Source organism: Seohaeicola sp. 4SK31 (assembly GCF_028802875.1).
Lineage (GTDB): Bacteria > Pseudomonadota > Alphaproteobacteria > Rhodobacterales > Rhodobacteraceae > Seohaeicola.
Genome location: NZ_JARAMP010000009.1, coordinates 47,464 through 73,000 on the forward strand (window position 1 = coordinate 47,464; position 25,537 = coordinate 73,000).

General features: G+C 64.1%; 22 protein-coding genes and 1 tRNA gene. 12 read left to right on the forward strand and 11 right to left on the reverse strand.

Translation table 11 applies throughout. The features are described 5' to 3' along the window. Nucleotides 1-29: 29 nt before the first annotated feature. Nucleotides 30-1,001, reverse strand: coding sequence for an alpha/beta fold hydrolase (locus PVW27_RS09315; protein ID WP_274557104.1), 972 nt, complete (start codon nt 999-1,001; stop codon nt 30-32). A gap of 3 nt (nt 1,002-1,004) precedes the next feature. Further along, nucleotides 1,005-1,295 carry an SCP2 sterol-binding domain-containing protein gene (locus PVW27_RS09320; protein WP_274557106.1) on the reverse strand — a complete coding sequence of 97 codons (291 nt, stop codon included), beginning with the start codon at nt 1,293-1,295 and terminating at the stop codon, nt 1,005-1,007. A gap of 125 nt (nt 1,296-1,420) precedes the next feature. On the opposite strand from PVW27_RS09320, the gene PVW27_RS09325 reads away from it, so the two are divergent. The 5 genes from PVW27_RS09325 to PVW27_RS09345 all read left to right on the forward strand — a co-directional run bounded on the left by PVW27_RS09325 (nt 1,421) and on the right by PVW27_RS09345 (nt 6,515). Then, complete coding sequence (locus tag PVW27_RS09325) at nt 1,421-1,939, forward strand: tetratricopeptide repeat protein (protein ID WP_274557107.1); 519 nt, start codon at nt 1,421-1,423, stop codon at nt 1,937-1,939. A gap of 15 nt (nt 1,940-1,954) precedes the next feature. Then, nucleotides 1,955-4,888, forward strand: a complete 2,934-nt coding sequence (locus PVW27_RS09330) for a helicase-related protein (RefSeq protein ID WP_274557109.1) — start codon at nt 1,955-1,957, stop codon at nt 4,886-4,888. A 12-nt stretch (nt 4,889-4,900) separates the two neighbouring features. Further along, the gene (locus PVW27_RS09335) at nt 4,901-5,284 is read left to right on the forward strand and encodes an RNA-binding S4 domain-containing protein (RefSeq protein WP_274557111.1); all 384 of its coding nucleotides are present in this window, start codon (nt 4,901-4,903) and stop codon (nt 5,282-5,284) included. Between the two features lie 65 nt (nt 5,285-5,349). Further along, nucleotides 5,350-5,688 carry a ferredoxin FdxA gene (gene fdxA, locus PVW27_RS09340; protein ID WP_274557113.1) on the forward strand — a complete coding sequence of 113 codons (339 nt, stop codon included), beginning with the start codon at nt 5,350-5,352 and terminating at the stop codon, nt 5,686-5,688. A gap of 317 nt (nt 5,689-6,005) precedes the next feature. Then, a complete protein-coding gene (locus tag PVW27_RS09345; protein ID WP_274557115.1) occupies nt 6,006-6,515 on the forward strand; it encodes a CarD family transcriptional regulator in 510 nt (169 codons plus the stop codon). A gap of 203 nt (nt 6,516-6,718) precedes the next feature. Here PVW27_RS09345 and cobS read toward each other — a convergent pair whose 3' ends face one another. Then, a complete protein-coding gene (gene cobS / locus PVW27_RS09350) occupies nt 6,719-7,489 on the reverse strand; it encodes an adenosylcobinamide-GDP ribazoletransferase (protein ID WP_274557117.1) in 771 nt (256 codons plus the stop codon). Nucleotides 7,490-7,568: 79 nt separating this feature from the next. Here cobS and cobT point away from each other — a divergent pair, with 79 nt between their 5' ends. Further along, the gene (gene cobT, locus PVW27_RS09355; RefSeq protein WP_274557119.1) at nt 7,569-8,585 is read left to right on the forward strand and encodes a nicotinate-nucleotide--dimethylbenzimidazole phosphoribosyltransferase; all 1,017 of its coding nucleotides are present in this window, start codon (nt 7,569-7,571) and stop codon (nt 8,583-8,585) included. Between the two features lie 7 nt (nt 8,586-8,592). On the opposite strand, the gene PVW27_RS09360 is transcribed toward cobT, so the two are convergent. Further along, nucleotides 8,593-10,470, reverse strand: a complete 1,878-nt coding sequence (locus PVW27_RS09360) for a monovalent cation:proton antiporter-2 (CPA2) family protein (protein ID WP_274557121.1) — start codon at nt 10,468-10,470, stop codon at nt 8,593-8,595. Nucleotides 10,471-10,503: 33 nt separating this feature from the next. Continuing rightward, nucleotides 10,504-10,959, reverse strand: coding sequence for an Lrp/AsnC family transcriptional regulator (locus PVW27_RS09365; RefSeq protein WP_274557123.1), 456 nt, complete (start codon nt 10,957-10,959; stop codon nt 10,504-10,506). 145 nt (nt 10,960-11,104) lie between these two features. On the opposite strand from PVW27_RS09365, the gene hppD reads away from it, so the two are divergent. Further along, nucleotides 11,105-12,199, forward strand: a complete 1,095-nt coding sequence (gene hppD, locus PVW27_RS09370; RefSeq protein ID WP_274557125.1) for a 4-hydroxyphenylpyruvate dioxygenase — start codon at nt 11,105-11,107, stop codon at nt 12,197-12,199. Between the two features lie 294 nt (nt 12,200-12,493). Here hppD and PVW27_RS09375 read toward each other — a convergent pair whose 3' ends face one another. Beyond that, a complete protein-coding gene (locus tag PVW27_RS09375; protein WP_274557126.1) occupies nt 12,494-13,879 on the reverse strand; it encodes an IS1182 family transposase in 1,386 nt (461 codons plus the stop codon). 247 nt (nt 13,880-14,126) lie between these two features. Here PVW27_RS09375 and PVW27_RS09380 point away from each other — a divergent pair, with 247 nt between their 5' ends. Both PVW27_RS09380 and PVW27_RS09385 read left to right on the forward strand, forming a co-directional pair. After that, the gene (locus tag PVW27_RS09380; protein ID WP_274557128.1) at nt 14,127-14,750 is read left to right on the forward strand and encodes a YdeI/OmpD-associated family protein; all 624 of its coding nucleotides are present in this window, start codon (nt 14,127-14,129) and stop codon (nt 14,748-14,750) included. Nucleotides 14,751-14,925: 175 nt separating this feature from the next. Further along, on the forward strand, nt 14,926-15,300 hold the full coding sequence (locus PVW27_RS09385; RefSeq protein WP_274557130.1) for a hypothetical protein: 375 nt from the start codon (nt 14,926-14,928) through the stop codon (nt 15,298-15,300). Nucleotides 15,301-15,592: 292 nt separating this feature from the next. Here PVW27_RS09385 and PVW27_RS09390 read toward each other — a convergent pair whose 3' ends face one another. Further along, complete coding sequence (locus PVW27_RS09390; RefSeq protein ID WP_274557132.1) at nt 15,593-18,451, reverse strand: hypothetical protein; 2,859 nt, start codon at nt 18,449-18,451, stop codon at nt 15,593-15,595. 194 nt (nt 18,452-18,645) lie between these two features. Between PVW27_RS09390 and PVW27_RS09395 the strand changes: the two genes are divergently transcribed. Next, nucleotides 18,646-19,398 (forward strand): SIMPL domain-containing protein, encoded by a 753-nt coding sequence (locus PVW27_RS09395; protein WP_274557134.1) that lies wholly within the window; start codon nt 18,646-18,648, stop codon nt 19,396-19,398. 102 nt (nt 19,399-19,500) lie between these two features. On the opposite strand, the gene PVW27_RS09400 is transcribed toward PVW27_RS09395, so the two are convergent. Further along, nucleotides 19,501-20,163 (reverse strand): NYN domain-containing protein, encoded by a 663-nt coding sequence (locus PVW27_RS09400; protein WP_274557136.1) that lies wholly within the window; start codon nt 20,161-20,163, stop codon nt 19,501-19,503. Nucleotides 20,164-20,382: 219 nt separating this feature from the next. Continuing rightward, a complete protein-coding gene (locus tag PVW27_RS09405) occupies nt 20,383-21,675 on the reverse strand; it encodes an O-acetylhomoserine aminocarboxypropyltransferase/cysteine synthase family protein (protein WP_274557137.1) in 1,293 nt (430 codons plus the stop codon). Nucleotides 21,676-21,787: 112 nt separating this feature from the next. Between PVW27_RS09405 and PVW27_RS09410 the strand changes: the two genes are divergently transcribed. Beyond that, the gene (locus tag PVW27_RS09410) at nt 21,788-22,201 is read left to right on the forward strand and encodes a VOC family protein (protein WP_274557139.1); all 414 of its coding nucleotides are present in this window, start codon (nt 21,788-21,790) and stop codon (nt 22,199-22,201) included. 42 nt (nt 22,202-22,243) lie between these two features. Here the strand turns inward: PVW27_RS09410 and PVW27_RS09415 are convergent, their stop codons facing one another. Beyond that, nucleotides 22,244-23,248, reverse strand: a complete 1,005-nt coding sequence (locus PVW27_RS09415; protein ID WP_274557141.1) for a hypothetical protein — start codon at nt 23,246-23,248, stop codon at nt 22,244-22,246. 280 nt (nt 23,249-23,528) lie between these two features. Between PVW27_RS09415 and PVW27_RS09420 the strand changes: the two genes are divergently transcribed. After that, nucleotides 23,529-25,328, forward strand: coding sequence for an ABC transporter ATP-binding protein (locus PVW27_RS09420; RefSeq protein ID WP_274557143.1), 1,800 nt, complete (start codon nt 23,529-23,531; stop codon nt 25,326-25,328). Nucleotides 25,329-25,403: 75 nt separating this feature from the next. Here the strand turns inward: PVW27_RS09420 and PVW27_RS09425 are convergent. Beyond that, nucleotides 25,404-25,487 (reverse strand) — tRNA-Tyr (locus PVW27_RS09425). Nucleotides 25,488-25,537 lie beyond the last annotated feature (50 nt).

The following is a 25,537-nucleotide window of genomic DNA, read 5'->3' on the forward strand; positions in this document are numbered from 1 at the left end:
CCCTGACAGCCCGCCTGATCCCGCAGGGGTCAGGCGCTTTGCAGATCCCCGACGCAGGCGGGATGCGCCGCGAAATGCGCCGCAACCCCGTTGAACACCATCGCGCGGGTGGCGGGTGTGTCCATCATGACCTCATGCTCGCCGCCCTGCACCAGACGCAGCTCACCGCCCGGCCAACTGGCCATCCGCGTCTCGATCCGCTCGGGGCAGACAATCCGCTCATGGGTGCCCATATAGGTCAGGCAGGGATGCGAGGGCGCAGGACGCCGCGCAAGGCCCGCCATCTCGACCAGCGCCTCGTTCAGCCAGCGCAGACTGGGGCCTCCCAGCGCCAGATCGGGATGCGCGGTCATCTGCCTTTGCATATAGGTATACATGTCCCGGTCGCGGGTCAGCGTGTTGTCGTCGAACGGCTCGGCCATGACATAGGTTTCGGGCTTGGTGCCGGGGGCCAGATGATGCCCGAACCCAAGGCGTGGCGCGCTCCATGACAGCGCCCAGGCGGCGGGGCGGGTGGCCGCGGCCATCTGGATCCCCCACATCGGCCCGGTAAAGGCGCAGGCCGCAACCGGCAGCCCCTCCATCAGCGCGCGCAGGCCGATGCAGCCGCCCATCGAATGGGCCAGCAGATAGAAGGGACGCGGCAGGTTCAGCGCCCGCGCCGCCTCCATCATCGCAGCCACGTCTTTTTGATAATCCGTGAAGCGGCCGATATGGCCGGTGCGCCGGTCGGACAGCAGGCGATCGGCCAAGCCCTGACCGCGCCAGTCGATCGTCAGCGTATCATAGCCGCGCCCAGCCAGATCGGCGGCGGCGCGGCCATATTTCTCGACATATTCGGTGCGCCCCGGAAACAGCAGCACCGTGCCGCGCGCCTCTTCACCCGCCGCACAGGGCCAGTGCCCCACGCGGATGCGCGGCCCGTCGGAGGTGCGCAGCCAAAAGGCTTGCCCACCCACGGGACCATCTGCAACATCATGAAAAAGCGGCGCAGATTCCATAGCTTAGCTCAGAACGGAACCAAGCTGCATGGCCATGCCCATATCGCCATCCACCGACAATTTGCCGCTCATGAAGGCCGAGGTCGGGTTCATGTCGCCCGACATCATCGCCTCGAAGGTTTCGGCGCTGGCGGTCAGGGTCACGTCCGCATCCTCGTCGCCTGCGCGTGCGCCAGTGGAATCCACCATGACCGCGCCTTCGCCTTCGATGACGAATTTGGCCGAACCGTCAAAGCCGGAACCGCCCATCTTCTCGTTCAGTGCGGCCACGGCCGCGTCGATTACTTCGCTCATTCGCATGGTCCTTTTTTTCATGCGCGAGGGGCTAACAATTCCCGATCCGCGCGTTACACTCCTGTGTTATGAGCGCGATCCGTTTCAATCTCAAACCTATCGTCGCGGCAATGTTCGCGATAGTCATGTATTCCCTACCTCTGGTTGGGCAAGTGGCAGAGCCTGCACCCTCCGGGCTGGAGCGGTTGTATGACAGTCTGGCCACGGCCAGCCCGGCCGAGGCCAAGGGGTTGGAGCGGGAGATTCGCCTTGAATGGCGCAAGACCGGCTCGCCCGCGATGGACCTGCTGCTCAAGCGCGGGCGCGAGGCGCTGGAGCGGGGGGACTATGCCGTGGCGGTTGAACATCTGACCGCGCTTACCGATCATGCGCCAGATGTCGCCGAAGGCTTCCACATGCGGGCGCGCGCCTATTTCCGCACCGAACAGATCGGCCCGGCGCTGGCCGATCTTGAACAGGCCCTGACCCTCGATCCGCGCCATTACGAGGCGGCGCATGGGCTTGCCGTGGTGCTGGAAGAACTGGGCCGCCAGCAGCAAGCCTATCAGGCCTACCGGCTTGTGCTTTCCATCCATCCCCATTACGACCCGGCCGCCGAGGCGGTGACGCGGCTCAAGGCCCAGGTCGAGGGTCTCAAACTCTGATCGGGGAACAGGCCCATGGGGCAGCCTTCACGGATCACGGCGGTCCTCGGGCCGACGAATACCGGCAAGACGCATTACGCCATCGAACGGATGCTGGGGCACCGGACCGGGATCATCGGCCTGCCGCTGCGCCTGCTGGCGCGCGAGGTCTATGACAAGATCGTCCGCGCACGCGGCCCCTCGGTCGTGGCGCTGGTCACGGGCGAAGAACGCATCGTGCCGCCGCGCACCCAATATTGGGTCTGCACCGTTGAAGCGATGCCCGAAGGCATGGGCGTCGATTTTCTGGCCGTGGACGAGATCCAGCTTTGCGCCGATCCTGAACGCGGCCATGTCTTCACCGACCGGCTGTTGCGTGCGCGGGGCCTGCATGAAACCCTGTTTCTCGGCTCCGACACGATGCGCGGCACCATCGCGGCCCTTGTGCCGCAAGCGCAGTTCATGCGCCGCGACAGGATGTCCAAGCTGACCTATGCGGGCTCGAAGAAAATCAGCCGGATGCCCGCCCGCAGCGCGATTGTCGGGTTCTCGGTTGATAATGTCTATGCGATTGCCGAACTGATCCGCCGCCAGAAAGGCGGCGCGGCCGTGGTCATGGGCGCGCTCTCTCCCCGCACCCGCAACGCGCAGGTCGAACTCTATCAGAACGGCGATGTGGATTATCTGGTCGCCACCGATGCCATCGGCATGGGGCTGAACCTCGACATCAACCACGTCGCCTTCTCGGCGCTGACCAAATTCGACGGGCGGCGGATGCGCCAGCTTGCGCCCAACGAACTGGCCCAGATCGCAGGCCGCGCCGGGCGCGGCATGTCGGATGGCACCTTCGGCGTGACAGGCGAGGCCGAGCCTCTGGACGATGAGGTGGCCGAAGCGATCATGGAGCATCGCTTCACCCCCATCCGCAAACTGCAATGGCGCAACCACGCCCTGCAATTCGGCCAGCTCGATGCCCTCATCGCCTCGCTGGAAGACACGCCCAAGGATGATCTGCTTGTCCGCGCCCGCGAGGCCGACGACCTTCTGGCCCTCAAATCCCTGTCCCAAGTCGCCGAGGTGCGCGCCCGCGCCTCGGACGCGGCTTCCGTCCGCCTGCTCTGGGACGTCTGCCGCATCCCCGATTTCCGTGGCATCAGCGGGGCCGAACACGCCACGCTTCTGGAAGCGATCTTCAACTTCCTGCACCAGTCCGGCCGCGTCCCCGATGACTGGCTGGCGACGCAGATCAAACGCATCGACCGCACCGAGGGCGAGATTGACACACTCTCGAAACGTCTGGCCTTTATCCGCACATGGACCTATGTCGCGCAGCGCAGCGGATGGGTGCGTGACGAAAGCCATTGGCGCGAGGCCACGCGCGCTGTAGAAGACAGATTGTCGGATGCGCTCCACGCGCGGCTGACCCAGAGATTTGTGGACCGCCGCACCTCCGTGCTGTTGCGGCGGCTCAAGCAGAAGGAGGCCCTTTTGGCCGAAGTGAACGACAAGGGTGAAGTGACCGTCGAAGGTGAATTCGTCGGCCGCCTCGAAGGGTTCCGGTTCCGTCAGGACCGCGACGCCACCGCGCAAGAGGCCAAGACGATCCGTCAGGCCAGCATTTCTGCGCTTGTGCCGCATTTCAATCTCAGGGCGGACCGTTTCTACAACGCCCCCGATACCGAGATCGATTTCACCGAACAAGGTGGCCTCATGTGGGGCGATCAGGCGGTGGGCAAACTCGTGGCCGGGGCCGATCCCCTGAAGCCGCAGGTTGCCGCCTTCGTCGATGACGAGGCTGGCCCCGATGTGGCGCAAAAGGTCCAGCGGCGCCTGCAACATTTCATCGACCGCAAGATCGCGGCCCTGTTCGAACCCCTGCTGGCCCTCAGCCGCGACGAGGCGTTGAACGGCCTTGCCCGCGGCTTCGCCTTCCGCATGGTCGAGAACATGGGCATCCTGCCCCGCGCCAGCGTCATCGAAGAGGTCAAGGCGCTGGATCAGGAGGCGCGCGGTGCCCTGCGCAAGCATGGCATCCGCTTCGGTCAGTTCACCGTTTTCATGCCGCTTCTGCTGAAACCCGCGCCCACCCGCCTGCGCCTTGTGCTCTGGTCTCTGGCGCGCGGTCTGGACGAATTCCCCGAAGCCCCGCCGCCGGGTCTGGTCACCGTGCCCACGATCAAGGACGCGCATCCCGAATTCCACATCATGTCGGGCTACCGCGCCGCGGGCGAGCGGGCGATTCGCATCGACATGCTGGAACGTCTGGCCGACATGCTGCGCGCCGAGGACAGCCGGACCGGGTTCGAGGCCAAGGCCGACATGCTCTCGATCACCGGCATGACGCTGGAGCAGTTCGCCGATCTGATGCAGGGTCTGGGTTACAAGGCCGAGCGCGGCGAGCGCGCCAAGCTCAAGCCCGCCGAGGCTCCCAAGGCTGAAACGCCCGCCGAGGCACCGACCGAAGCAGCCGAACGTCCCGAGGAAGCCGCCCCCGCGCCCGCCGAGGCCGCACCTGACGCCCCGACCGAAGAGAGCGCGACAGCGCCGACCGAGGCCACCGCAGAGGTCGCAGCAGAGACTCCGGCCGAAATGGAGGTGTTCTTCACCTTCACATGGGGCCGCAAACCGCCGTCGCATCAAGGCCGCCCCAACCGTGGCCGCGGTGCAGCACCGCAAGGGCAGGGCGCGCAAGCCGCCCAGCCGCAAGCCGAGGGCGAGGCGCGTGCCGAACGTGGCGAGCGCAGCGGCAAGCCGCGCGGCAAGGGCAAGCCTCAGGGTGGTGATCGTGGTGGTGACCGCAACAAGTCCCAAGGCGGCGACCGCAACAAGGGCCGCGACCGCAACCGCGAGGGTGACAAGCCCCAGCAGGGGGCCAAGACCTATGAGGCCCGCCCGCCCCGCGCCAAGGACCGGATCGACCCGGACAACCCCTTCGCCGCCGCCCTCATGGGCCTGCGCGACAAGACCTGACGCGGACGCCCCTTGGACGCGCCTGCGGCACGGATGCGGATCGACAAATGGCTCTGGCATGCGCGTTTCTTCAAGACGCGCACGCTCGCGGCCAATGTCGTCAGCGCGGGACATGTCCGTATCAACAGCGTCAAGGCCGCCAAACCCGCACAGGGCGTGATCCCCGGCGATGTTCTGACCTTCGCGCAGGGTGATGCCGTCCGCGTGGTGCGAGTCGTCGCCCACGGCATCCGCCGTGGCCCCGCCCCCGAGGCGCAGACGCTCTACGAGGATCTGACCCCGCCGCCCCCCGCGCAGGAGGATGTTCCATCCGCCCCGCAACCGCAGGACGGCGGTCGTCCGACCAAGAAGGATCGCCGGATATTTGACCTTGATCGTCGTCGCATGCTTGAATGACGGCGACGGCTGTTCTAGCTAGGCCCGAAAGGTTCCGAAACGGGCCGCTGAGTTGAGAGAATGAAATGACTTATGTCGTCATCGATAATTGCATCGCCTGCAAATACACCGACTGCGTCGAAGTCTGTCCCGTGGATTGCTTCTACGAAGGCGAGAACATGCTGGTGATCCACCCGGACGAGTGCATCGATTGCGGCGTCTGCGAACCGGAATGCCCGGCCGATGCGATCCGGCCCGACACGGAACCGGACATGGAAAAATGGGTGGCCTTCAACCGGACCTACTCGGAAAAATGGCCCGTGATCATCTCCAAGAAAGACCCGCTCCCCGAGGCCGAGGCGCGCGATGGCGAGACCGGGAAGCTTGAGAAATACTTCTCCGAAGCGCCGGGCGAGGGCGGCTGATCCGCCCGATTCGGGGCATGTGACAGGCCTGTTCGCAGGGCAGGTGGTATCGACAGTCACACTCAAAGGCTGAACCCCCTGCCATATCAAGGGCTTGATCGGGCAATATGACGTGTCGCATGCGTATTGCTTCCGTATGTGTAATTTTTGTGATATGGTCTGCACACACATGATGTAGACCCCATGGCCCCCGTCCCGCCAAGCCAGTGCCTGCGGACGGAAATTCTGCGAGACATGACCCGGTCAACGAGATTAGTGATAATCTCGCCCGTCTTTTTGTCGCGCAGGGCCTTGGCGTCAATGCGAGGAAAGATTGCATGAGCAAGACCAAGAAGTCCGAGTTTCGTCCCAATGATTATGTGGTCTATCCGGCCCATGGTGTGGGTCAGATCATCTCGATCGAAGAGCAGGAAATCGCGGGGATCGCGCTTGAACTGTTCGTGATCTCGTTCGAGAAGGACAAGATGACCCTGCGGGTGCCGACCAACAAGGCCACCGAGATCGGGATGCGCTCGCTCTCCAGCCCGGATGTTGTCTCCAAGGCAATGTCCACGCTGAAAGGCAAAGCCAAGGTCAAGCGGGCCATGTGGTCGCGCCGCGCGCAGGAATATGAACAGAAGATCAATTCGGGCGACCTGATCGCGATTGCCGAAGTGGTGCGCGACCTGCACCGTAACGACGATCAGCGCGAGCAGAGCTATTCCGAGCGTCAGCTTTATGAGGCCGCGCTCGAGCGTCTGACACGCGAAGTGGCCGCCGTCAGCGGTGGCGACGAAGTGTCGGCTGCCAAGCAGGTTGACGAGGTTCTGGTATCGCGCGCCGCGTGATTGCCCGACCCTGATCGTATGAAAACCGCGTCCCTCCGGGCGCGGTTTTTTTTATGGCCGTTCATATTTGTGCCCCTGTCGCGCTGTTCAGGCCGCAGGCCGCACCTGTTGCCTCGCCCCGCCAGCAGCGCGCGCCGCAGCCCGGTCCGGCGCAACACCGTGTTGATCTTGCAGGATAATCTTTCCTGTCCCACGATGGGACATCAGGCCCCGACCAGCGTCACCAGCACCAATAGGGCAGCAACCTCGGCCACCTGCTGCGCCGCCCCCAGCACATCCCCGGTCTGCCCCCCGATCTTGCCCCGCGCCAGCGCCGCCACGCCCCAGCCCGACAGGGCGACGGTCATGATCAGCAGCAGCGCCGCCAGACCCAGCGCCATCAGGGCCAGAATGGCCCCCAGCGCCGCCCCCAGCACCGCCGTGTCAAAACTGACCCGCCCCACCGACCGCGACAGCCCGCCCTCGCGCGCAAAGGGCAGGGCATGCAGCAGCCCCGGCATCACCGCCCGCGACAGCGCTCCCACCGCGATCAGGGCAGGCAGCGCCAGCCCCGCTTCGAACAGCAGGGTCAGGGCCATCCACCGCAGCCCCAGCGACAGGATCAGCGCGATCACGCCATAGCTGCCGATATGGCTGTCCTTCATGATCTCCAGCCGCCGCGCGACCGTCCAGCCGCCCCAGAACCCGTCTGCCGTGTCGGCCAGCCCGTCCTCGTGCATGGCCCCGGTCATCATGGTCAGCAGGCCCAGACACAGCCCCGCCGCCAGCAGCGCGGGCAGGCCCAGCCCCAGCAGGATCACCCCCGCCAGCCCCGCAAGCAAACCCAGCACGGCCCCCACCACCGGCCAGGACCACGCCGCCGCCGCCCCCCGCGCCAGAGCCGCGTCCGAGGCCCGCAGCGGCAGGCGGGTCAGCAAGGCGAAACCTGCCGACAGGTCGCCGCCCCGCATCCAAGCCCTGTCGTCCTGTGTCATCGAAATGCCTCTTGCCGCCTTGCCCATACCGGTCCTTCGGTTAAACACGGGATCGGACCCCCGATCAATGAGCGAGCATATGGCCAGACAATTCCCCACCCTCGATACGCTCCGCGCCGCCCTGCGTGACCTGCCCGCGCCTGAGGCCGGGGCGGTGGCCGCAGCGCAGGCCCGCAACGGCCAGTTGACCAAGCCGCCGGGCGCCCTGGGCCGGCTGGAGGATCTGGCGATCTGGATGGCGGGCTGGCAGGGCACGGACCGGCCCCATGTCAACGCCCCGCAGGTGATCATCTTCGCGGGCAATCACGGCGTCACGGCGCGCGGCGTCTCGGCCTTTCCGGCGGCGGTCACCGAACAGATGGTCCTGAACTTTCAGGCCGGCGGCGCCGCGATCAACCAGTTGGCCAAGACCTTCGGCGCGCGGATGGACGTGCATGCGCTGATGCTGGACAGACCCACCGCCGATTTCACGGCAGACGCGGCGATGACCGAGGATGCCTTTCTGGACGCCGTATCGACCGGCTGGCATGCGGTCGATCCGCAGGCCGATCTGCTGGTGACGGGCGAGATGGGGATCGGCAACACAACCTCGGCGGCGGCACTGGCCCATGCGATCTGTGGCGGGCAGCCTGCCGATTGGGTCGGGCGGGGCACGGGCGTCGATGATGCGGGGCTGACGCTCAAGGCGCAGGTCGTGGCCGAAGGTGTGGCGCGGCACCCGCATTGCCGCCGCGACGGGATCGAGGCGCTGCGATGCCTTGGCGGGCGGGAACTGGCCGCGATGGCGGGCGCGATCCTGCGGGCACGGCATCTGCGGATCCCCGTCCTTCTGGACGGCTTCATCTGCACCGCCGCCGCCGCCTGCCTTGAGGCCGCGCAACCCGGCGCGCTGGATCATTGCCTTGCCGCCCATGTCAGCGCGGAATCAGGTCATGCGCCGCTTCTGGCCTATCTGGGCAAGGCACCGATCCTGTCGCTGAACCTGCGGCTGGGCGAAGGCTCGGGCGCGGCGCTGGCCATCGGCATCCTGCAAGGGGCCGTCGCCTGCCATTCCGGCATGGCCACCTTCGCCGAGGCGGGGGTGTCCGGGGCCTGAGGCGGGGTCAGCCCGCCTCGGCCGGGCGATTCTCGTCCAGCCGGGCCAGCAGCATGACCTCAAGCTCCTTGTTCAACTCACGCGCACGGGTCACATAGGCCGTATTCTGTTCGGTCGGCACATCGGGGTTCCACAGATCAGCCAGTTCGCGCAACGCGTCGCGGTCGTGGTGGTAGAACACGGTTTCGGCCTGCGACGCCTCGTATTCGCTCAGTCCCATATTCTCCAGAACATAGCGGCCCGCGCGCAGCGAGCTGTCGAACATCTCGCGCACCACGTCATTCGCACCGGCCTTGACCAGTTGGAACACATGCACCCGGTCGCGGGCGCGGGCGATGATGTGCAGGTCCGGGCGCTCTTGCCGGGCATAGGTCACCAGCCGGTTGGTCGCGGCGGGATCGTCCAGTGCCACGACCAGCACGCGCGCCTTGTGCAGCCCTGCGGCATGTAACAATTCGGGCCTCGTGGGATCGCCGAAAAAGCCCTTGAAGCCGAACTGGCGCATCAGCTGGATCGTGGGCATGTCGTGATCCAGCACCACTGTCTTGAACCCGCTGGACTGCACCAGCCGGTTGACGATCTGCCCGAAGCGGCCGATTCCGGCAATGATCACGGTGCCTTGCTCGGTCACCTCGTCATGGGGTGTTGCCTCGCCCGTTTCGATCAGGCGGCGTGACAACTGATCGAACAGGATGAACAGAAGCGGTGTGATCAGCATCGACAAGGCGACCACAAGCAGCAGTTGGTCCGCCAATCCGCGCGGCAAGACATTCTGCTGGACCGAGAAGGACAGCAACACGAAGCCGAATTCCCCCGCCTGTGCCAGAGACAGGGTGAACAGCCACTGGTCGCGCCCCTTGAGCTTGAAGGCAAGGCCCAGCCCGTAAAGGATCATGCCCTTCAGCACCATCAGCCCCAGCGTCATGCCGATCAGCAGGAGAGGGTCCGCAAAAAGCATCCCGAAATTGATGCCCGCGCCCACGGTGATGAAGAACAGGCCCAACAGAAGCCCCTTGAAGGGTTCGATATCGCTTTCCAGCTCGTGCCGGAACTCGCTATTGGCCAGCACCACACCCGCAAGGAAGGTGCCAAGGGCGGGTGAGAGGCCCACCAGCATCATCAGAAAGCCGATCCCCAGCACGATCAGCAGGGCGAGCGCGGTATACATCTCGCGCAGATGCGTGTGATGGATGAACCGGAACAGGGGCCGGATCAGGTAAATGCCCGCCAGAATCACGATCGCCACGGCCCCCAGCGTCACCAGCGTGACGCCCCAGCCCGGCAAACCCTCGACCAGCGACATGCTGTGGCCGTGATCCTCGATCTGCGAGGGTCGCAGCACCTCGCCATTCGGGCCGACCTGCGCCAGCATGGGAAAGGCCAGAAGCGGCATCAGCGCCAGCATCGGGATCACCGCGATATCCTGCGTCAGCAGCACCGAAAAGGCGGACCTTCCGCCGCCGGTCTGCATCAGCCCCTTTTCCGACAGGGTTTGCAGGACGATGGCGGTGGAGGACAGCGCGAGGACGAGGCCAACCGCCAGCGCCGTGCTCCATGCCAGACCGAAGGCCATGCCTGCGGCCATCACCGCCGCCATGGTCAGCACGATCTGCGCGCCGCCCAGTCCCAGCAATTTGTGGCGCATGTCCCAAAGTGCGCGGGGTTCCAGTTCCAGTCCGATCAGGAACAGCATCATCACCACGCCGAATTCCGCGAAATGTTGCAGGTCCTGCGTTTCAGACCCTACCAGCCCCAGCACCGGGCCGATGACGATCCCTGCCGCCAGATAGCCCAGCACCGACCCCAGCCCCAAACGTGCGGCGATGGGCACGGCGATCACGGCTGCGGCCAGATAGATCGAGGCTTGATAGAGGAAGGTTTCCATGGGTCGTCCTCGCGGTTGTTCGGGCGGTTGCACTCAGGTGGGCAGGGGGGCGTCCTGCTTGAACTGGTCCATGACGATCTGGCTTTGCACGCGGGCCACGGCGGGATGCGGCAGCAGCACCTCATGGATCAGCCGGTTCAGCGCGGGCAGGTCGTCACAATAGACCCTGAGCAGGTAATCCGCATCGCCTGTCAGGGTCCATGCCGAAATGATCGCCGGTTGCGTGTCGACGAGCCTTGCAAAGCTGCGCGACTGTTCGGGGCCGTGGGTGGCCAGCTGGACCTGCACGAAGGCCTGCACATGCAGGCCCAGCTTCATCGGATCCAGCCGCGCGGCATAGGCGGTGATGAACCCCTCGGCCTCCAGCCGCTGCCGACGGCGCCCGGCCTGGCTGGGCGACAGGTTCAGCACCTCGCTCAGGTCCTGCGCGGTCAGATGGGCGTTCTTTTGCAGCGCTGCCAGCAGGCGTTTGTCGGTGTCATCCAGCATATGCGCGATCTCCGCATGGGGTGCGTCTTTTCTGTGAGATTTCCGCATATATGGCCGGAAACCATCCCGAGAATGCGCAGATTTCCGGCGATGATGGCGGTATTCTTGGCGCAACGCAACAGGACAACCAACAGGAGACAGCGCAATGGGACCCTTTCCGCATGACGCCCCCAAGGCCCGTATCACCCCCCAGAACCCCGCCGGCACGGACGGGTTCGAATTCGTGGAGTTCGCCCATCCCGAGCCCGAGGCGCTGCGCGATCTGTTCTCCAAGATGGGCTATACGCTGACCGGACGGCACAAGACCAAGGATATCGAGCTTTGGCAGCAGGGCGATATCACCTATATCGTGAACGCCGAACCGGGTTCGATGGCGACGCGTTTTGTCGAGGAGCACGGGCCCTGTGCGCCGTCAATGGGCTGGCGGGTCGTGGATGCGGGCAAGGCACTGGCCCATGCGGTGGCGCAGGGGGCCGAGGAATATACCGGTGACGACAAGACGCTGGATGTGCCCGCGATTGTCGGGATCGGCGGATCGCTGATCTATTTCATCGACGAGTATTATGAAACCAGCCCATATAACCGCGAATTCGACTGGCTGACCCAGTCCAAGCCGGAAGGTGTGGGGTTCTTCTACCTCGATCACCTGACCCACAATGTCTACAAGGGGAATATGGACAAGTGGTTCGCCTTCTATGCGAAGATCTTCAATTTCCGCGAGATCCGCTTCTTCGATATCGAGGGCAAGTATACCGGCCTGTTCAGCCGCGCGTTGACCTCGCCTTGCGAACGGATCCGCATCCCGATCAATGAGGATCGCGGCGAAACCGGGCAGATCGTGTCATACCTCAAGAAATACAATGGCGAAGGTATCCAGCATATCGCCGTTGGGACCGACAGGCTCTATGACGCGACGGATGAGATCCATGACCGAGGCATCCGCTTCATGCCCGCACCGCCTGCGGCCTATTACGAGCTGAGCAAGACCCGCGTGCAGGGGCATGAGGAGCCGATCGACCGGATGGCCAAGCATGGCATCCTGATCGACGGGGAAGGTGTGGTGGATGGGGGCGAGACCAAGATCCTGCTCCAGATCTTCTCGAAGACCGTGATCGGGCCGATCTTCTTCGAGTTCATCCAGCGCAAGGGCGATGACGGCTTCGGCGAGGGCAACTTCAAGGCGCTGTTCGAATCGATCGAACAGGAACAGATCAACGCCGGTGAATTCGCGGCCGAGTGATCGTGCCGCATGAGAGACAAGAAACGCCTCCGGTCTGCCGGGGGCGTTTTTGTTTTCGGGGCCTGTCCCATCGTGGGACATTTTTTGGCATGAATGATATCAATGGGTTACGCGGACGCGTTTACCATATATTAAGGGTTTGGCGCTGTGTTGCGTGCGGAACGCGAAGGGCGGATTTTGTTGAAAAAGTCGGCATTAGAACGCGTTGAGGGCTGCCCTCATGCTCGGGTGTCGCCGTTTGGTTCGGGCAATCGCCCGTCGCGCCGCCTTGAGGCGTCTATCTGGCCGCTCAGATCATGCCGTGGCCTCCGAGTTGGCGCACTGAGGCCGCAGCTTCGCGAGTTTTCGGAGGTTCTGGGCGATGGCGGCGAGGAGGAATTCGTCTTTGGCACCATTGGGACCGCGCAGGCGTAGCCGGTTCAGGCCGAGGATGCGCTTCAAGTGGGCGAAGAGCATCTCCACCTTCTTCCGCTTGTCTCGGGATACCTTGTAGGCCTTGGTCTTGCGGCATTCGCGGGCGAACTCGCGTGCTTCCTCATGGGGTTCACGGGTGACGTATCGGGCCTCCGCTTTCGGGCAGCAGATTTCCTTGGATGGACAGGCCTGACATGTCGCCTTCAAGGCACGATATTTCTTCCGCCCGCCGGTGTCCTGACCCCTGTTCGGATCGGAGTAGTTCCGGCGATATTGCTTGAGAGCGTGTCCCTCGGGGCAGATGTATTGATCATTCGCCTCGTCCCATTCGAAGTCGGATCTGGACCAGGTGCCATCGGTCCGCTCTGATTTATCGATGACAGGGATGAAGGGGATGATGCTGCGCTTTTCGACCAGCCATCCAAGGTTCTCAGCGTTGCCATATGCCGTGTCGGCCGCCAGCCAATCCGGTCGAATGCCGAACCGCTTCTCCGTCCTGTCCAGCATGATCCGCGAGGCTCCGACCTCAGCCTGACGGATCGCTCTCGTGGCTTCGACATCCATGATCACCGAACTCTTGGTGTCGATCAGGTAGTTGGTGGCATAGGCAAAATACGGGCGGCTTTCCTCGGCGCGGGTCCATTGCGCAGCCGGATCGGACTTCGCCACGAACTTCGGCTGGACCGGCGACGCGGCCCCGAAGGCGGCATCGTCGAGTGTCTCCAGGTATTCCCGCGCCGCCCGGGTCCCGGCCTCACGCGCGACCTCCGGGCTCCAGTCCTCAGCTGCGATTGACCGGGCCTTGTTGGCGTCAGCGGAGATCAGGCTGGCATCCACGGCAAAACCCTCGCCGGACACCAGGCCCTCCCTCAGGCACCGCTCGACCGTGGCCTCGAAGATCTGTCGCAGCAGATTGCTGTCGCGAAACTTGCCATGGCGATACCGCGAGAACGTCGAGTGATCCGGGACCTTGCCCTCCAGGCCCAGCCGACAGAACCACCGATAAGCGAGGTTCAGATGGACCTCGTCGCAGAGGCGACGTTCCGACCGGATGCCCATGACGTAACCAATGACCAGCATCCGGATGATCAGCTCTGGATCAATCGAGGGACGCCCGAGGTGACTGTAGAAGGGGCGCACGGCCTCCCGCATCCCATCCACGTCGAGGAAACGGTCGATCTCGCGAAGCATATGACCGGAAGGAACATGACGCTCCAGATCGAAGTCATAGAACAACTGTGCCGGTGCCGTTTGGGTGCCCATCATGACGAAATCCTCCAATCCCCTCATAATCAAGTGAATCAAAGGACTTGCCGCGCTGCAACAAAGACTTTTTCAACAGCATCGGCGGATAGCGGACCTTCTCTGCAAGCGCGAACCATCCATGCCGTGACGTCTGGGTCCGACATTCGCGCGGCCCTGAAATGGAGTAATTCGCGGCACCGTTGCGTAGTGGCAGTGAGCCCAAAGCAACATCTATGTGAGTACGTTGGGGCGTGGTATCCTTGGTCGCATGATGATTTCCGATATCCAAGATTACTTCACCAGAGGGTGCGGGCGCTGCGACCGCTTTGATACGAAAGATTGCTCCACCAAACTCTGGGAGAGCGGCCTCGCGAGGCTGCGTGAGATTTGTCTCGCAGCTGATCTGAAGGAAACTGTCAAATGGGGGCACCCCTGCTACATGCACGCGGGTCGCAATATTGCGATCATCGGCGCGCTTCGTGGGGACTTTCGCTTAAGCTTCTTTGAAGCGGGTTTGATGAAAGACCCTGACCGTGTGTTGGAGAAACAGGGGCCAAACACGCGGCATCCTGACATGATCCGGTTCACTTCGACCAGTCAGGTATCGAACATGGAAGGCACGATTTCCGCCTATCTGGATGAAGCCAAATGCTATGCTGAAAAGGGCATAACGGCCCCGAAAGATAACAGCGCGCCAGTCCTGCCAGACGAGTTGGCGGAAGCACTTGACGCAGATGCCGAGCTGGCCGATGCCTTTCACGCGCTAACGCGCGGTCGTCAGCGAAGTTATGTCATCAATCTGAATGGCGCAAAGAAGTCTGAGACGCGCGTAGCGCGGATCGCGCAGTTCCGCGACAAAATCATCGCTGGCAAGGGTGCGCTGGAGCGCTGAAGGGTATTCACGGTGAACGGCAGCAAAGTCCGCTCTACCGACCTTCACCCTCCAGAAATGCTGCAAGATGCATGAATGGCAGCTTCGTTGAAGTCGCAGCGCAGCGGTAGAACCCCCGGTCTATGGCAGGTCTGGGCCTGATGCGACGCTATCCATTTCTGAAGGTGCTATAGGGATGATGCTGCGCCACAGCGTGACGGCGGGCAAAACATGTGCAAATGTCCGAATGCAAATCCGCTTTGGATTGCAGAAAAAGGAATATGCTATGTCTTATTCTACAATATCACTCTGGGATGTGACGGAATGGACCGATGCCCATGAGGCGCTTGCACGGGATAAGTTTGTGCCCATGGTCATGTCTGTCGGGGCAGACCGCGTTCAGATGGTTCGCACGGGCGACAAAAGCTTTTGCGTCATAACTGAATATGCCGACGCGCAGAAAGCAGAAAAAGCACAAAAACGCATCGCGGAAATTCGTAGCCAAGCTGCGGAAGAATTACCGATGACGATGGCCAGTGCGTCCGCTGGATCAGTTTTCGCGCACGGTTGATCGACTCTGAATGTCATAACATACCTGCGGCGCGATTGACTGATCGCGCCGCATCTTTTTGCAATACCCAATGCGTGAGTCTTGCCCGATTACTGACGCTCTGGCCAATTGTGCTTGGACGCGGGGCTGTGTCACAGCTCGAAGGATTGCCAAGCCAGAAACACCGCGAAAAGGATGGATGTCTGTCTTGGGGACGCTGCGCCCCGCGCGTGAATGATGTTAACCGACGGATTGGGGCCGGGCTTACCTTCGATCTGGTGCTGCTGACGCCCGTTTTCGTCGCCTTCCCCCATCACCCCCTTGGCATGGTCAGGACGATGGAGCGGTTGCCTTTGACGTAGCTGAGTTCGTTCTCGCCGATCGCGCGGACCTGGCCGCCGTCGAGGCGGTCGCCGACCTGCACTTTCTGGTAGCGGCCATTGGACAGGCGCACCAGCGCGCGGCGGTTCGAGGGTTGGCCGTAGACGCCGATCAGGTTGACCTGACGCAGGTTGATCGCGCCGCGCACCGTGGCCTGTTGGGCGACGGATGCGGAGGACGGGATCTGCGGCGCGGCGCTGCGCGGGGCCGAGAGGGCTGCGGCGGAGGCCACCTGTTGCGGCGCTTGCCGCAGGGTCTCGCGGGTGGTTTCGACCGTGCTGCTGAAATCGCGCGGTCGGGCGAGGGGTTTGAGCGAACTGGCAATGGCCAGTTCCGTGGCGTTGGCGCGGGCTTCGGCCTCGTCCTCATCGGCCTCGTCATCGGTGTCGACGATGGGCACATCGGGCTCGCGCAGGGCGAGGGCTACGGCGGCCAGTGTCGCGGGCCGGGGGCGGGGGCGCACTTCGGCCAGTTCGCTGCGGCTTAGCCCGCCCAGTTGCGCGCGCTCGTTGCTTTCGATCAGCGTGTCCGGGCGCAGGCGAGGGCGCAAGCGCGCCACGCCGGCCTCTGCCTCTGCGTCGGCCTCGGTGTCGGTGCCGGGCGTGCGTTCGAACCGGGTCGGCATGCCGGGCGGGGTCACGGCAGGGCGGCCCGTATAAACAACGGCCCCTTCGGGTGTCACCGCCCCTTCGGGCGTGGCGACAACCAAGCCGCGCGGGTCCAGATCATAGGTCGTGCCGGGTGCCGCAGGGTTGGACTGTGCGGCGGGGCGCTGGTCTGTGGGGGCGCGCCCCTCGGGCAGGGCGACGGCATCGAAATTCTGCAACCGCGTGTCGATCGAGGCGAGGTAGAGATCATCCAGCGTCGCCGCAGGGGGCACATCCGGCTGATCGGGGGCGACCTGCCATATCCCTGTCGCAGCATAGGAGGACAGGGCCGCCGCCGCGATCTGCTCGGGGCTGAGGTCCGGCCCGGACGCGGCGTCGCGCAGCGGGTCGAGCGGTGCCAGATCTTCTGCCGCGGCATCGGGCGGCAACAGATCGTCATCCAGATCCGAGAGGGTCTGATCTTCCTCCAGCCTGACAAGATCGACGGTGGGCGCGTCCGGATCGGCTGCGGGCATGTCTGCGGGCAGGGTTGCGTCCTGCGCACGGGATGTGTCCGGGCTATCGGATTGTGCGGTGTCGCGCGGGCTGAACAGCCCATTGACCCCGCCATCGGTGAAGAGCGATGCCCATGCGGCGACCACGGCCATGAAAATCAGAAGGGCGCCGGTCAGGACCACCCCCATATAGCGTGGCTTGCCACGCGCGGGCGCGGCCTCTCCCTCGGGGCGGCGGGCCCCGAAGATGGTGAGGCGCTGCTTCTCGCTCAGGTCGGGGCGGGTCGCTCTGGGCTGCGCCGGGCGCAGGGGGGCGGCGTCGCCTGCTGCCTTTGTCCGCTTGCCCGCCAGACGTGCCACCAAGAGAGACAGGCCGTTTCCGGCATGTTCGTCATCCGTCGCAGGGGCGGCCGGGGCAGAGCGGAAGGCCGCCGGGCGCAAGGTCGGGTCGGGTGTGGGGGGAGCCTTGCGCGGTGTGTCGCCATCCGTCGCCGTAGCGGTCGCCGTCAGGGGCGGTGCGCTGCGCTGGTCTGCGGCCGCATCGGACCCTTTGCGCCGGGACGGGGCTGCGGGTTTGGGCAGCGGGGGCAGTTCCGCGACGACAGGTTTGTGGGCAGCAGGGGCGGCGTCAGGCAGCGGCGCGGCATCCTGTGGTGCGGTGTCTGCCTGCGCGGCGGGAGGGATGTCGGGCGCGGCGGGCTGAATGCGGCGGCTGGAGAAAGCAGGCAGCGGGTCCGCATCCTCTGCCTGGCTGTCGGTCTCGCTCGTGTCGGTCCGGGTCGGGTCGCTGTCATCGCTGGCCGTGGGAAGATCGGTCTGCACGGCCGGTATCGCGGACGTATCCGGGGCGGGCGTTTCTTGCGCCAGCGCAGTGTCCGGGTCGGCATCTGTCAGGGTCTCGGCCTCGGGCGCGTCCGCTTCGGCGGTGACAGGCGGGCCGTCGGGCAGGGCGGATGTCCGGGCCTCGACCGCGATGACGATGTCGGACACGGCCTCATCCGCGGTAACCGTCGCGGGGAGAGGCTCATCCGCCTCCAGCGGTGCGGCGGTCGCAGCTTCGGCCGTGTCGGGCAGTTCGGGCAGTTCGGGCAGAGGGTCTTGCCCGGCCTCGTCCAGATCGAGATCCACCGGCGCAGGGGCCTCGGTCCGGCCCAGAACACGGATCGCATGGGTGTCGCGCATCAGCCGGTCGCCGGGTTCGATCAGCCTTGCGGCGGCATCGGTCGGGCCGAAAAAGGGCTCTCCCGGAAAACTGTCAGTGCCAGGAATGGCCACGAAGCTGACAGGGCAGAAATCATGCTCCTCGGCAAAGCCCTCGGCCTCGTCCAGCGTTTCGCGGGCGACGGCGGCCACATGCAGATCGTCGCCGACCACGATCCAGTCAAAGCGCAGGTCGGCCACGTCATAGGGCGTGGCCCCGTCCAGCGCGCGCGCCACATGCGCGGCCATGTCCGCGCCCTTCGCCGGGGCGGGCAGCTTGAGGTAGCGGATCTGTTCGTTGGGAATCACCAGCTTGCTGCGCAGACCGGCGCTGTCGAGCTGAATGGCCGTGCGCCGCAGGACTGCCATTTCCCCGCCCAGATCGGGCGCATCCAGCGCCACATCACCCACCATATGCCAACCGCCCGGGACGCGATGAAGCAGCCCGATGCCATCAAAGGACAGGGTGAGAGCAAAGTTGGGTTTCATTTACCTCTGACTATCATTCCTGGGCGCGCGACGGGAGTCCGCGCCGATCACGTATTGGTTTTACAGCAGCTTCTTGCCGAGGGGAAGGAAAACACCCCAGAGCAGATCAAGCAGCCCTTGGCCGGGACCGGGCCGTGGTGCAGTCTGCGCAACAGAACGCCCGATATGCGGGCCAAAGATGGAAGGACAAGCCGATGCGACAGATGTTCAAACCCCTCATGGTGACAGCCTGGGCCGGGGCGGCGCTGCTGCTTGTGCCGCTGGCCGGTGCGGGCCTGCCGCAGGGCGCGGGACCATATGCAGCGCAGGCCCAAAGCGCCGAAGCCCCGCGCCAGATCAGCGTCAGCGGCACGGGACGCGTCGATCTGGCCCCCGATATGGCGACGGTGCGGATTGGCGTGACCCATCAGGACGAGGATGCCGCGGCAGCCTTGCAGCAGACCTCGGATGCGGTGGCCGCGATGCTGGCGCGTCTGACCGAATTGGGGATCGCGGCACGCGATGTGCAGACAGCCGGTCTGTCGCTGAACCCGGTCTGGCGGGATCGCCCGGAACAGCAGGGCCAGCCGATGCCATGGGGATTCGAGGCCAGCAATGTGGTGAGCCTGCGCCTGCGCGACATCGCGGCGCTGGGCGAAGTGCTGGACTCGCTGGTGGCGGATGGGGCGAACCGTCTGGACGGCGTCAGTTTCGGCCTGCAGGACCCCGAGGCCAGCATGGACGAGGCACGCCGTCTGGCGGTCGCGGATGCAAGGCGCAAGGCGACGCTGTTTGCCGAAGCGGCCGGGGTCGCTCTGGGGCAAGTGATCGACCTGACCGAGACGGGCATGGCCACCCCGCGCCCGCAGATGATGGAAATGGCCGCGATGCGGGCTGATTCCGTGCCAGTGGCGGCGGGCGAGGTGGGGATCACAGCCTCGGTCCAGATGACCTTCGCGCTGGAGTGATGGGAGAGGGCGAGGGGGGCGCTGCCCCCCACGTCGAACTCTGTTCGACGCCCCCCCCGGAGTATTTGGGGCAAGATGAAAGGGGGGCGAACGACGTGGCGTTCACGCGGCAAAGCCGTCCGGCTTGAACCTGACCATGGCCTCGGGGCCTTTTGGATCAAGCTCGAAGAGATGCGGGCGGGCGGCCAGATAACCGCGCCAGTTTCGCTCGGGTTCCGTGCTGATCCTGATCTTGTGTTCCGCATGCATCCATGGCGCAAGTAGGTTGAGGCGGATGCCGCGTGCCTTCTGGCTGTGTTTGGCGATCATGTCACGGATCTTGCGGTCCAGATCGGATACGTCGCCCTGTCTCGTGGGGACAGCGCAGACGGCGCCCAGTTGGTAAAAGCGGGTGCAGGCCTCGCGCAGAGCATGAGGCGCCTTCTGATCCCCGAGGCCGATCACCTCGAGCCCGTATTCCCGCAAGCGCTGAGCGAGATGGGTGAAATCCCCGTCAGAGCTGGCAATGACAAAGCTTTCCAGTTTGCCAGAAAGCGCAAGTTCCATCGCGTCTATCGACATCAGCAGATCCGTGGCGTTCTTGCCACTGCCGGAATGGATCAACCTGAACCCGGATACCTCATGCCAAAGAGAGGGGCGTTTCGCGTCCATATAGACGCGCCTGATACGGGGCAGGCCGTTTTCCTGCGTGATCCGGCTGATTTCAAGCGCATGCGATGCGCTGATATTGTCCCCATCGACCAGAACGGCAATGTGCTTGCTCATGGCTTGCTTCACTTGTTTTTCATGCGGACTCGCGCGTCGCGCATGTCCAGAAAGTCCGTTTTTCAAATACTTGTGTGAAAGCTTGCATGTCTGAAGGCTGCGATCAACCTTTCGCTGATCTCGCTGCGCGTACCTGTGAGGATAAATGAAAACCCGCCGCCCGGTTTATGGGGCGACGGGTGAGGATGATGATCGTCCGGGCCGTCTCCGGCAAAGGCGTCAGGCGGAGGCTTTGTTCAGGGCCTGATCCAGATCGGCGATCAGGTCATTCGCGTCCTCGATCCCGATGGAGATACGGACCACGTTGGGGCCGGCGCCTGCCGCGACCTGCTGTGCCTCGGACAATTGGCGGTGGGTGGTCGAGGCCGAGTGGATCACGAGGCTGCGCGTATCGCCCAAGTTGGCGACATGGCTGAAGAGTTCCAGACTGTCGACGAACTTGACGCAGGCGTTGTAGCCGCCCTTGAGCGCCACGGTGAAGAGGCCGCCCGCGCCCTTGGGGCAAATGGACGCGACGCGGTGGTTATAGGGCGAGGAGGGCAGGCCCGCATAGGTGACGTAATCGACAGCCGGATGCGTTTCCAGCCAGCTGGCCACGGTCACGGCGTTTTCCACATGGCGCTGCATGCGCAGGCTGAGGGTTTCGATCCCCATCAGCGTGTAATGGGCCGCTTGCGGGTTCATGGTCATGCCCAGATCGCGCAGGCCGATGGCGATGCCGTGGAAGGTGAAGGCGAGGGGCCCGAACGTCTCGTGGAATTTGAGGCCGTGATAGGCGGGCTCCGGGGCCGAGAGCGAGGGGAACTTGTCGGAGGCCGACCAGTCGAACTTGCCCGAATCGACGATGGCGCCGCCTGTGACGGTGCCGTTGCCGGTCAGGTATTTCGTGGTCGAATGCACCACCAGCGTGGCCCCGTGTTCGATGGGGCGGCAGAGGTAGGGGGTGGCCGAGGTGTTGTCCACGATCAGCGGCAGGCCGGCGGCATCCGAGATCGCGCTGATCGCGTCCAGATCGGTGATATAGCCGCCCGGATTGGCGATCGATTCGCAGAAGATCGCGCGCGTGTCGTCGTTGATGGCGGCCTTGACCGCGTCCAGATCGTCGAAATCGACAAAGGTCGCGGACCAGCCGAAGCGTTTGATCGTCTGGCTGAACTGCGTGACCGTGCCGCCATAGAGACGGGTCGAGGCCACGATGTTGCGGCCCGGAGCCATCAGCGGGAAAAGCGCCATGATCTGCGCCGCGTGCCCCGACGAGCAGCAGACAGCCCCGACGCCGCCTTCCAGCGTGGCGATGCGTTCCTGCAGCACGGCCACGGTCGGGTTGGTCAGGCGCGAGTAGATATAGCCCACTTCCTGCAGGTTGAACAAAGCGGCGGCGTGATCGGCGTCGCGGAAGACATAGGCCGTGGTCTGGTAGATCGGCGTCTGGCGCGCGCCGGTGGCGGGATCCGGCCGGCTGCCGGCGTGAATCTGCAGGGTATCAAAGCCGTAGCTGGGTGCATCTGTCATTGAAGTCTCCTCCCGTTTATACTGAATTGCCATATCAGTAGGACAACCCGCAGCGCATCACAACGGGGCAGCGCGGGACAACAGGCGGGCCGAGGCCCGGAAAGGACAGACCATGCGTTCGGTATTCCATCTTGCGATTCATGTTCACGATCTCGATGCGGCGCGGGAATTCTATTCCGGCGTCATGGGAGCCGAGGAAGGACGCAGCACCGATACATGGGTGGATTTCGATTTCTTCGGTCATCAGCTGAGCCTGCATCTGGGCACGCCCTTCGTGACCGCGAATACAGGCCGGGTGGGCGAACATATGGTGCCGATGCCGCATTTCGGAATCGTGCTGGGGCTGGCGGACTGGAAGGTGCTGGCGTCGCGGTTGCAGGAGGCGGGCGTCGCATTCGTCATTCCGCCGTCGGTGCGGTTCGAAGGGCAGCCGGGAGAACAATGGACGATGTTCTTCCGCGACCTGTCGGGCAACCCGATCGAGGTCAAGGGCTTTGCCGACACGACGGGTATCTTTGCATCCTGACATCATTGCAGGGCGTCCCGCCGGGGGCGCCCCTTGCGCCGGTCAGCGCATCCAGAAGCCGGCTTTCTTGATCTGGTTGCGGATCATCTGTTCGCGCCGGGGCAGCGCGTCTCGGTCGAACAGCGCGCGCAGTTTGGCCCCGCGGGCCTGATAGATCAGGCGCTTGGCGGGATCATAGGATTTCAGCGCGCGTTTGATCCGGTTCGGGGCGGTGATTGTTTCAAGCAGATCGACCACGGCATCGCTTTCGCGGGCATAGAGCATGGGCAGCATCCGGTAATGGCAGCTGACCGACCCGTCCAGCAGCCCGGGGGGCAGCGTGTCGCGCCCGCCACCGAAACTGTGGATCACGAGGGGCAGCGCCACCTGATCCAGCCAGGGGTCCAGCGATTGGCAGGCCAGTTCCGGCGGCGGCGTGTCGCGGATGGCCAGCGCCATGTCCAGAAAGCGTTGCCCGAACAGATGCGGGCAGCGGTAGAAGAAGAAGCCTGCGTTGAAATACAGGTATTTCTGCCAGTATTCATCGGGTTGCGTGGGATCGAGCGAGCTGTCGAAATCCAGTCCGAAACGGTCGTAGAGCGATTTCCAGATGGCGGTATAGCCGGGGCCATACAATTCGATCTGCGGCCATGTCCCCTCGCGCCGCAATGAGGCTGTGGGGCGGTCAAAGTCGAACGGAACCGTGGTCAGGTCGCCGGTGATCAGCGTATCGGTGTCGAAAAAGACGAAGGGTTCGCCCTTTGGCAGGGCGAAAAGTGCCTCGATCTTGTTGCCGTAGGGGTATTCCGCGCCGAAATGGCGGCTTTCGAAGGGGATCACCTCGGCGCCCAGTTCGTCCAGCAGCGCCAGGATTTCGGGGTCCTGAACGCGCGGATCGCCGGGCCAGAGCGGCCCCGGTTGCGGCATGGCGACGAACAGGCGGCCGGGGAAATCGGGCGTGCTGTGACGCAGGCTTGCCGCGAAAAGCAGCGCCTCGTATTGCAGACGGCCGTGCTGGGCCACGACCAGAACGTTGAAGGTTTTGGGTGTTTTCGCCCGTTTTGCCATACTCGAACCCGTCACTGCCTGTTTGGTGCCGACTATATGCGGCTTCGTGTCCGGGCAGAAGAGGGCATGGCACAGGAGTTCCATGCCGGCTCAAACGACGCGCCAACCCCTTGTAATTCCGTCTCATGAGGAACAGTTTGGCGGGGCGGGCGTTTTTGTGGTCCGCAGGATTGCCCCGGCTACTCTGCGGATGGACCGTCATGTTTCGTGTCGACCCATCCTGCCCAAGCTGCTAGGTGAGGCGGCAACACAGGACCCGAAAACCATCGACCACGTAGACATGACACAGAAGAAGCCCTGGAACGAGCGCTGGCTTGAACGTCTGCCCGCAGACAGCCTGCTGATGCGGTTGCTGCTGGAGAGTTTCCAGGAACATCGCTGGAAATACCTTGCCGCGTCCGGAGCGATGGTGCTGGTGGCGGCTTCGACCGCGCTGTCGGCCTGGATGATGGGCGAGATCATCGACACGCTCTCCACCCCCGAGGACCGCCGCCGTGTGCTGCTGGTCGGGGTGGGCGTGGCTGCGATCTTTGCGTTCAAGGGGGTGGCTTTCTATATCCAGGCCGTGCTGATGGCGCGGGCGGGCAACCGGATCGTGGCGCAAAAGCAGATGCAGCTCTACAGCCGTTTGTTGCAGCAGGGTGTGGCCTTCTTCAACACCAACGAATCCTCGGACCTGCTGCTGAAGATCACCCAAAGCGCGCAAGCCGCGCGGCGGGCGATCGACACCATCGTGACGGGGTTCATTCGCGACTCGCTGACGCTGGTCGGGCTGGTGGCCGTGATGTTCTATCAGCAGCCCTTCCTGTCCCTGATCAGCCTGATCGTGGGGCCGGCTGCACTCTATGGGTTGCAGAAGATCCTCAAGAAAGTGCGTCAGATCATGGCGCAGGAAATGGCGGGACTGGGCGAGATCATCAAGGTCGTGCAGGAAACATCGACCGGGGCGCGGGTGGTCAAGGCTTTCGGGCTGGAGCCGCGGATGGCGGACCGGATGGATGTGGCCGTGCGGCAGGTCGAGAATCGCGCCAACCGGATGGTGCAGCTTGAGGCCGCGACGATGCCGTTGCTGGACGTGATCACGGGGCTTGCGATTGCCTCGATCGTGATCCTGAGCGCGGTCAACATCTTTGGTCAGGCGCCCGGCACGCCCGGACAGTTGATGTCCTTCGTCACGGCTTTCCTGATGGCCTATGAGCCCGCCAAGCGGTTGTCCCGGATGCGGGTGATCATCGAAAGCTCGATGGTCGGGGTCAAGATGATGTATGACCTGCTGGATGCGCCGCAGACCTTGGTCGAGGCTGATGACGCGGTGCCGTTGACCGATGGCCCCGGCGCGGTGCATCTGGATGACGTCCACTTTGCCTATGGTGAGAACAAATCCGTCGTCAACGGCGTGACCGTGGATTTTCCGGCAGGCAAGACAACGGCGCTGGTCGGCCCGTCGGGCGGGGGCAAGTCCACCCTGCTGAACCTGATTCTGCGGCTTTACGATCCCAATCAGGGCCGCGTCCTGATCGACGGGCAGGATATCGGCAAGGCGACCTTCGAGTCGCTGCGCAGCAAGATCGCCTTTGTCGGGCAGGATACCTTCCTGTTCTCGGCCACGGTGATGGACAACCTGCGCCTGGCGCGCCCCGATGCCAGCGACGATGAGGTGGTCGAGGCGGCCAGAATCGCGCATGCCCATGAATTCATCGAGAAACTGCCCAAGGGCTATGAGACGCAGATCGGCGAGAACGGTTCCTTCCTGTCTGGGGGGCAGCGCCAGCGTCTGTCCATCGCCCGCGCGGTGCTGCGCCGTGCGCCGATCCTGCTGCTGGACGAGGCGACCAGCGCGCTGGACAGCCATTCCGAGGTTCTGGTGCGCGACGCGCTGGCCCGGATCACCGAGGGCGTGACGACCATCGTGATCGCGCACCGTCTGTCCACCGTGATGAACGCGGATTGCATCTGCTATCTGGAAGGCGGGCAGGTCATGGAACAGGGCAGTGTCGCCGAGTTGCTGGCGCTGGACGGCAAGTTCAAGGCGCTGCATGACGTGCAGTTCGGCGGCGGCACGAGGTCGGTGGCAGAGTAGGGATTGCAGCTTTCATCAGCGCGGATCCGCGCTGATCCCGTTGCGGGAAAACATCATCCTGATCAGATGGGAAAGTGGTGGGCGACCCTGGAATCGAACCAGGCGTGCGTCTCCGCGAGGGAGTTACAGTCCCCTGCCACACCTTGCGGCCTGTCGCCCACTTGCGCCGGTTGCCCGCCGCGTGAGGGGCTGATTAATGCCCCACCAAG

Bases quoted from the DNA above. Each gene is read 5' to 3' on its own strand.
- PVW27_RS09315 (WP_274557104.1), bottom strand. From the start codon at position 1,001: ATGGAATCTGCGCCGCTTTTTCATGATGTTGCAGATGGTCCCGTGGGT.
- PVW27_RS09320 (WP_274557106.1), bottom strand. From the start codon at position 1,295: ATGAGCGAAGTAATCGACGCGGCCGTGGCCGCACTGAACGAGAAGATG.
- PVW27_RS09325 (WP_274557107.1), top strand. From the start codon at position 1,421: ATGTATTCCCTACCTCTGGTTGGGCAAGTGGCAGAGCCTGCACCCTCC.
- PVW27_RS09330 (WP_274557109.1), top strand. From the start codon at position 1,955: ATGGGGCAGCCTTCACGGATCACGGCGGTCCTCGGGCCGACGAATACC.
- fdxA (WP_274557113.1), top strand. From the start codon at position 5,350: ATGACTTATGTCGTCATCGATAATTGCATCGCCTGCAAATACACCGAC.
- PVW27_RS09345 (WP_274557115.1), top strand. From the start codon at position 6,006: ATGAGCAAGACCAAGAAGTCCGAGTTTCGTCCCAATGATTATGTGGTC.
- cobS (WP_274557117.1), bottom strand. From the start codon at position 7,489: ATGACACAGGACGACAGGGCTTGGATGCGGGGCGGCGACCTGTCGGCA.
- cobT (WP_274557119.1), top strand. From the start codon at position 7,569: ATGGCCAGACAATTCCCCACCCTCGATACGCTCCGCGCCGCCCTGCGT.
- PVW27_RS09360 (WP_274557121.1), bottom strand. From the start codon at position 10,470: ATGGAAACCTTCCTCTATCAAGCCTCGATCTATCTGGCCGCAGCCGTG.
- PVW27_RS09365 (WP_274557123.1), bottom strand. From the start codon at position 10,959: ATGCTGGATGACACCGACAAACGCCTGCTGGCAGCGCTGCAAAAGAAC.
- hppD (WP_274557125.1), top strand. From the start codon at position 11,105: ATGGGACCCTTTCCGCATGACGCCCCCAAGGCCCGTATCACCCCCCAG.
- PVW27_RS09375 (WP_274557126.1), bottom strand. From the start codon at position 13,879: ATGATGGGCACCCAAACGGCACCGGCACAGTTGTTCTATGACTTCGAT.
- PVW27_RS09380 (WP_274557128.1), top strand. From the start codon at position 14,127: ATGATGATTTCCGATATCCAAGATTACTTCACCAGAGGGTGCGGGCGC.
- PVW27_RS09385 (WP_274557130.1), top strand. From the start codon at position 14,926: ATGATGCTGCGCCACAGCGTGACGGCGGGCAAAACATGTGCAAATGTC.
- PVW27_RS09390 (WP_274557132.1), bottom strand. From the start codon at position 18,451: ATGAAACCCAACTTTGCTCTCACCCTGTCCTTTGATGGCATCGGGCTG.
- PVW27_RS09395 (WP_274557134.1), top strand. From the start codon at position 18,646: ATGCGACAGATGTTCAAACCCCTCATGGTGACAGCCTGGGCCGGGGCG.
- PVW27_RS09400 (WP_274557136.1), bottom strand. From the start codon at position 20,163: ATGAGCAAGCACATTGCCGTTCTGGTCGATGGGGACAATATCAGCGCA.
- PVW27_RS09405 (WP_274557137.1), bottom strand. From the start codon at position 21,675: ATGACAGATGCACCCAGCTACGGCTTTGATACCCTGCAGATTCACGCC.
- PVW27_RS09410 (WP_274557139.1), top strand. From the start codon at position 21,788: ATGCGTTCGGTATTCCATCTTGCGATTCATGTTCACGATCTCGATGCG.
- PVW27_RS09415 (WP_274557141.1), bottom strand. From the start codon at position 23,248: ATGGCAAAACGGGCGAAAACACCCAAAACCTTCAACGTTCTGGTCGTG.
- PVW27_RS09420 (WP_274557143.1), top strand. From the start codon at position 23,529: ATGACACAGAAGAAGCCCTGGAACGAGCGCTGGCTTGAACGTCTGCCC.